Source organism: Bartonella sp. AC329YNZD (assembly GCF_042196685.1).
In the GTDB taxonomy this organism is placed as follows: Bacteria; Pseudomonadota; Alphaproteobacteria; order Rhizobiales; family Rhizobiaceae; genus Bartonella.
In genome coordinates, this window is sequence record NZ_JBHIQS010000040.1 from 1 (window position 1) to 4325 (window position 4325).

The 4325-nt window shown below is 36.0% G+C and carries 8 protein-coding genes; 6 read left to right on the top strand and 2 right to left on the bottom strand.

Features of this window, described 5'->3' with window-relative positions:
- Positions 1-34 precede the first annotated feature (34 nt).
- Positions 35-694 carry a hypothetical protein gene (locus tag ACFIMW_RS08715; RefSeq protein WP_375608820.1) on the bottom strand — a complete coding sequence of 220 codons (660 nt, stop codon included), beginning with the start codon at positions 692-694 and terminating at the stop codon, positions 35-37.
- A gap of 10 nt (positions 695-704) precedes the next feature.
- Positions 705-1028, bottom strand: coding sequence for a hypothetical protein (locus ACFIMW_RS08720; RefSeq protein ID WP_375608819.1), 324 nt, complete (start codon positions 1026-1028; stop codon positions 705-707).
- 112 nt (positions 1029-1140) lie between these two features.
- Between ACFIMW_RS08720 and ACFIMW_RS08725 the strand changes: the two genes are divergently transcribed.
- The 6 genes from ACFIMW_RS08725 to ACFIMW_RS08750 all read left to right on the top strand — a co-directional run.
- Positions 1141-1467 (top strand): hypothetical protein, encoded by a 327-nt coding sequence (locus ACFIMW_RS08725; protein WP_375607567.1) that lies wholly within the window; start codon positions 1141-1143, stop codon positions 1465-1467.
- 245 nt (positions 1468-1712) lie between these two features.
- Positions 1713-2093: a hypothetical protein gene (locus tag ACFIMW_RS08730; RefSeq protein ID WP_375608818.1), complete on the top strand. Its 381-nt coding sequence runs from the start codon at positions 1713-1715 to the stop codon at positions 2091-2093.
- A gap of 70 nt (positions 2094-2163) precedes the next feature.
- Entirely contained in the window at positions 2164-2922 is a 759-nt protein-coding gene (locus tag ACFIMW_RS08735) for an antA/AntB antirepressor family protein (protein ID WP_375608817.1), read from the top strand.
- A 12-nt stretch (positions 2923-2934) separates the two neighbouring features.
- Positions 2935-3399: a hypothetical protein gene (locus ACFIMW_RS08740; protein WP_375608816.1), complete on the top strand. Its 465-nt coding sequence runs from the start codon at positions 2935-2937 to the stop codon at positions 3397-3399.
- A gap of 5 nt (positions 3400-3404) precedes the next feature.
- Positions 3405-3887 carry a hypothetical protein gene (locus ACFIMW_RS08745; protein ID WP_375608815.1) on the top strand — a complete coding sequence of 161 codons (483 nt, stop codon included), beginning with the start codon at positions 3405-3407 and terminating at the stop codon, positions 3885-3887.
- Positions 3888-3969: 82 nt separating this feature from the next.
- The coding region (locus tag ACFIMW_RS08750) for a recombinase RecT (protein WP_375608814.1) at positions 3970-4325 on the top strand (356 nt) is incomplete at its 3' end.

Here is a 4325-nt window from a genome sequence, read left to right on the forward strand (position 1 = left end):
CATACTTCTTTTTAACTGTCATCTTATCCACTCCTCACTTCCCCTTCTTCTTACTCTTCTTATTCTTATGAAGCGGCGCTTTTACTGCTTCATCACGCGGCTTAAGCTCTTGCTTCAGTTGTTTAATTTCCTTGTCACGTTCTTCAATTTCCTCGTCGTCACGTTCTTCTATCTTTTGTTTAAGTTCTTTAATTTCCGTATCACGTGATTGCACATCTGCTTTTAGTGCCTGTATCTTTTCACTTTTCCGTTTAAAATCTTCTCGGTACGCATCTATCTTTTGTTTAAGTTTTTCAATTTCCTCCTCACGTTCTTTAATCTCTTGCTTCAGTTCTTTAATTTCCGTATCACGTGATTGAACATCTGCTTCGAGTGCATCTATAACTTCGTTTTTCCGTTTGAACGCTGCTTCATACTCATCTATCTTTTGCTTCAGTTCTCTAATTTCTGATGCATTTTTGATATTTAAAAAACTCTTATCCATGCCATTCTGAATTTCTCTTGAACATTCATGCTGTTTATTTTGTAACTCGTCTGTTAAATGCCCAATTTTTAATTTTAGAGTTTCAACTTCCTCTTTAAGCCTCTTAACTTGGTCACGATAATACAAAGCAATACGAAACATCACTCCGCATAAAAGCAATGCTCCAAATACTACACACACAACTATCAATATTATTTCATTTAAACTCATTTTGATCTCCTTAATGCTGCAATCTATCGACCATCTGATCAACACCGCGGCTCTTGCAAATTTTCGACATTGGGGGGTGTTGCTCTTGCATTAATCTCTGCAAGCGCTCGGGATAAAAAAAATCTTCTGGACGCAAATCTATCCCATGATCTCGCGCATAATTTAAAAGCATAATTTGGTATTTAGCTGGTATAATGCCGCCTTTACCCTCTAGTTTTTTTAAAGGATAAGTCCATTTATAAACAGCAGATACATGGCATTGAGAAATCAACGACACACGTTTTGCACCACCTAAATACTTTATAATCGTAACTGCTGAATTTTTGATATTCATATTATTTCTCTATTTATCAAATGGGCATTTATTCGATTATAGAAAAAATGTCAATATTTTTTCTAAAATAGAAATGTTGATATTTTTTTTAACAAAAGGAATACTGGTAAGTATGGATATTCAGAAAGAAATAAAAATTTGGGCAAATGAAAAGCTTAAAACAATGGGTCATGGGTCCCGAACTGAACTAGCTAAACATATGGGACTTCATACATCTGTTGTATCTAAGATGCTTTCTGTTGATGATGATAAAGAAAATAGAAGCATATCTGCTGATGAACTCGTCAGATTAACTTCATTTTTTAAAGCGCTCCCCCCTCATTTTATACCCGATAATTGTGATGATTATTTTTTTAAATTATATTCTTCCGCAAAGCCAGAACATAGAAAAGCTGTCATTTCTTTTCTACGATCTTTGCAAGAAGAAGATGAAAAATAATCACCCGTTTTTGCTCATTTGTTAATGACGAAAATATTTTAAAAGCTTCTTTATACTGTTTCATAAAGAATTTTCTCCACATTGAAATGTAAATTAGGTTACTTTTTTGTGTAGACTATTTGTCTATCGCTAAAAAAAATTTTTTCTATTTTAGAAAATTTGTATTGACTTATTCTAAAATCGAAAATATGTTCACTCCATATCTTAGAAAATAACTTTTGCCAATAAGCTGTATGGAGGCATTTGTGAAAAAACCAGTGTTTATAAATTCTGATGAAATTCTCTTAGTCATTTGCGAAAATGAAGAACAAAATCTCGCTAAATCTGGTCCTTTCTTAGAAGAAAAGGACATGATCAATTTTATCGACCAAACCGATAATGCTGTCCAAATTTTGCGCGTAGAACCAACGACTAATCGTTGTGAAGATATCTCTGAAGATATTGCCGAATTCTATCTTAAAGAATGTGAAGAGCAGTGTTTCAACGGAAACATTCCTCACGATTTTATTCTACACAGCACAGCATACGGTTTTTTTTTAGATGATATAAAACAGCGCGAATATGATGATGCAATGTATGGTTCTTACGAAAAACAACACCGTTTGCGTCCTTGTGATGTGCTTTAAAAATTCTTAAGGGCGCATTTAAAAGCGCCCCCCTCTTTCCTCTTATTAAATTATCGGATGGAGTAAAATCATGAATAATCCTATCGCTATTACAAATAACACGGTTAACGGAGAAGACGTTCAAACAGTCAATGCTCGTGACTTGCACGCATTCTTAGAAGCAAAACGAGACTTTTCCAATTGGATTAAGGATCGTATTAGCAGATACAATTTTATAGAAGGACAAGACTTTGTAAAAACACAAGATTTGCGGTCACCAAATTTGGCGAGCGCAAAATCTAGATCTGTTATTGCAATTAATTATCATCTCACCTTGGAAATGGCAAAAGAACTTTCCATGGTAGAGCGTAATGAAAAAGGAAAACAAGCCCGTCAATATTTTATTGAATGCGAGCGGCGTGCAAAGCAAGTTGTTACACCACAAATCGATTACTCAAGTCCACAAGTAATGTTAGGTGTATTAACTCATCTAAAAAATGAAAATGAGCGTAAAGACATCATCATTGAAGATTTAAAACCAAAAGCAATGGCTCTTGAAAGCTTACAACGCTCTGATGGGCTCTTCGGTCTTACTGAAGCCGCTAAAGTGCTCGAAATGCAACCAAAACAATTCATTCTCTTCTTACAGAAAAAAAGATGGGTTTATCGACGCACTTTCGGGGCTCACTTATTGCCTTATCAAGACAAAATACAAAAAGGACTAATGGATTGCTCAACCCTCACTATTCAAACCGAAAATGGAACTGAAAAAGTCATTCCTTCAGCAAAAATCACAACAAAAGGCATGGGGGTGCTGTCTCAAGAAATTAAACGACAAAGCATGCATTAAAGGAAACAAACCATGGAAAAAAAATACGAAATGACTGATGAAACAATCGAAGTTGGGGGCAAAACTCTCCACCGCATTCGTGCATTGAGAGACTTTGGATATGTCAAAAAAGGTGACCTAGGCGGTTTTATAGAAAAAGAGAGCAACTTAAGCCATAAGAGAGACTGTTGGATTTTTGGCAATGCACAAGTTTACGGTAATGCCAAAGTTTATGATGATGCCCGTGTTTATGGGAATGCACAAATTTCTGGAAATGCACAAGTTTTTGATTATGCCGAAGTTGGTGGTGCTGATGTTGGAGATAATGCCAAGGTTTTTGACTATGCGCGGATTTATGGGAATTCTGTTATAGGGGAAAGTGTACACGTTTACGGAAATGCTAAAATTTACAATCAAGCATATATTTGCTGTCGTGTAGACATTGCTGGAAATTGTAAAATTAGTGGCTCCACCGTAATCGTAGAACGTAAGAAATAGTAACCATGAAAAAGAAATACGAACTTACTAATGAAATAGACATCCTCTATCGTCGACCAGTTCGTCGCATTCGTGCACTGAGAGACTTTGGAAAGGTCAAGAAAGGTGATCTTGGTGGTTTTATAGAGCATGAAGGTAACCTCTCTCATGAGGGCGATTGTTGGGTTAGGGATAAGGCAAAGGTTTGCAGTAATGCTCAAATTTATGAGAATGCACAAGTATTTGGACGAGCACGTATCTCATGTAATGCACGTATTTATGGAAATGCTAATGTTTTTGGAAACGCTTGTGTTGAATCCAATGCACATATTTTCGATAATGCGCAAGTTTACGGAATAGCCGAAATTCACGGCAATGCCAAAATTTGCGAAAAAGCTCATATTGGTGGTGAAGCTGTTGTATGTGGTAACACATGTATTTCAGGCAACACACATATTAGTTATAGTAGAAAAGCCGAACATATCCCTAGGAAAAGACAGAGCGTATAAGCACTTTCTAACAACCAACCATTTTTAAACACAAGCGTGATTCACGCCACGGGGGAATTGCGCGCAAATCAAGGAAACAATAATGACAAATTCTACTTTTTTAAACGAAATGGCAGGAAAATATGGATTTTCTGCTGAAGAATTTCGAACCACAATCATAAAAACTTGTATTGGAGATAAAAATTCTAATGCCATCACTGATGCAGAATTTGCCGTTTTTCTTTTTGTTGCCAATACTTATGGACTTAACCCTTTAACAAAAGAAATCTATGCTCTCCCTAAAAAAGGCGGCGGCATCATACCCGTTGTTTCTATTGATGGATGGATTAAGATCATTAAGTCTAATCCTCAATTTGATGGGATGACCTTTCAAGATCAACTCGATAAAGACGGGAATCTCATTGCTATCAAATGTGCTATTCGTCTCAAAGGCATTAA

Excerpts from the sequence above, each read along its gene's own strand:
- ACFIMW_RS08725 (WP_375607567.1), top strand. The coding sequence starts at position 1,141 with ATGGATATTCAGAAAGAAATAAAAATTTGGGCAAATGAAAAGCTTAAA.
- ACFIMW_RS08735 (WP_375608817.1), top strand. The coding sequence starts at position 2,164 with ATGAATAATCCTATCGCTATTACAAATAACACGGTTAACGGAGAAGAC.
- ACFIMW_RS08740 (WP_375608816.1), top strand. The coding sequence starts at position 2,935 with ATGGAAAAAAAATACGAAATGACTGATGAAACAATCGAAGTTGGGGGC.
- ACFIMW_RS08715 (WP_375608820.1), bottom strand. The coding sequence starts at position 694 with ATGAGTTTAAATGAAATAATATTGATAGTTGTGTGTGTAGTATTTGGA.
- ACFIMW_RS08720 (WP_375608819.1), bottom strand. The coding sequence starts at position 1,028 with ATGAATATCAAAAATTCAGCAGTTACGATTATAAAGTATTTAGGTGGT.
- ACFIMW_RS08745 (WP_375608815.1), top strand. The coding sequence starts at position 3,405 with ATGAAAAAGAAATACGAACTTACTAATGAAATAGACATCCTCTATCGT.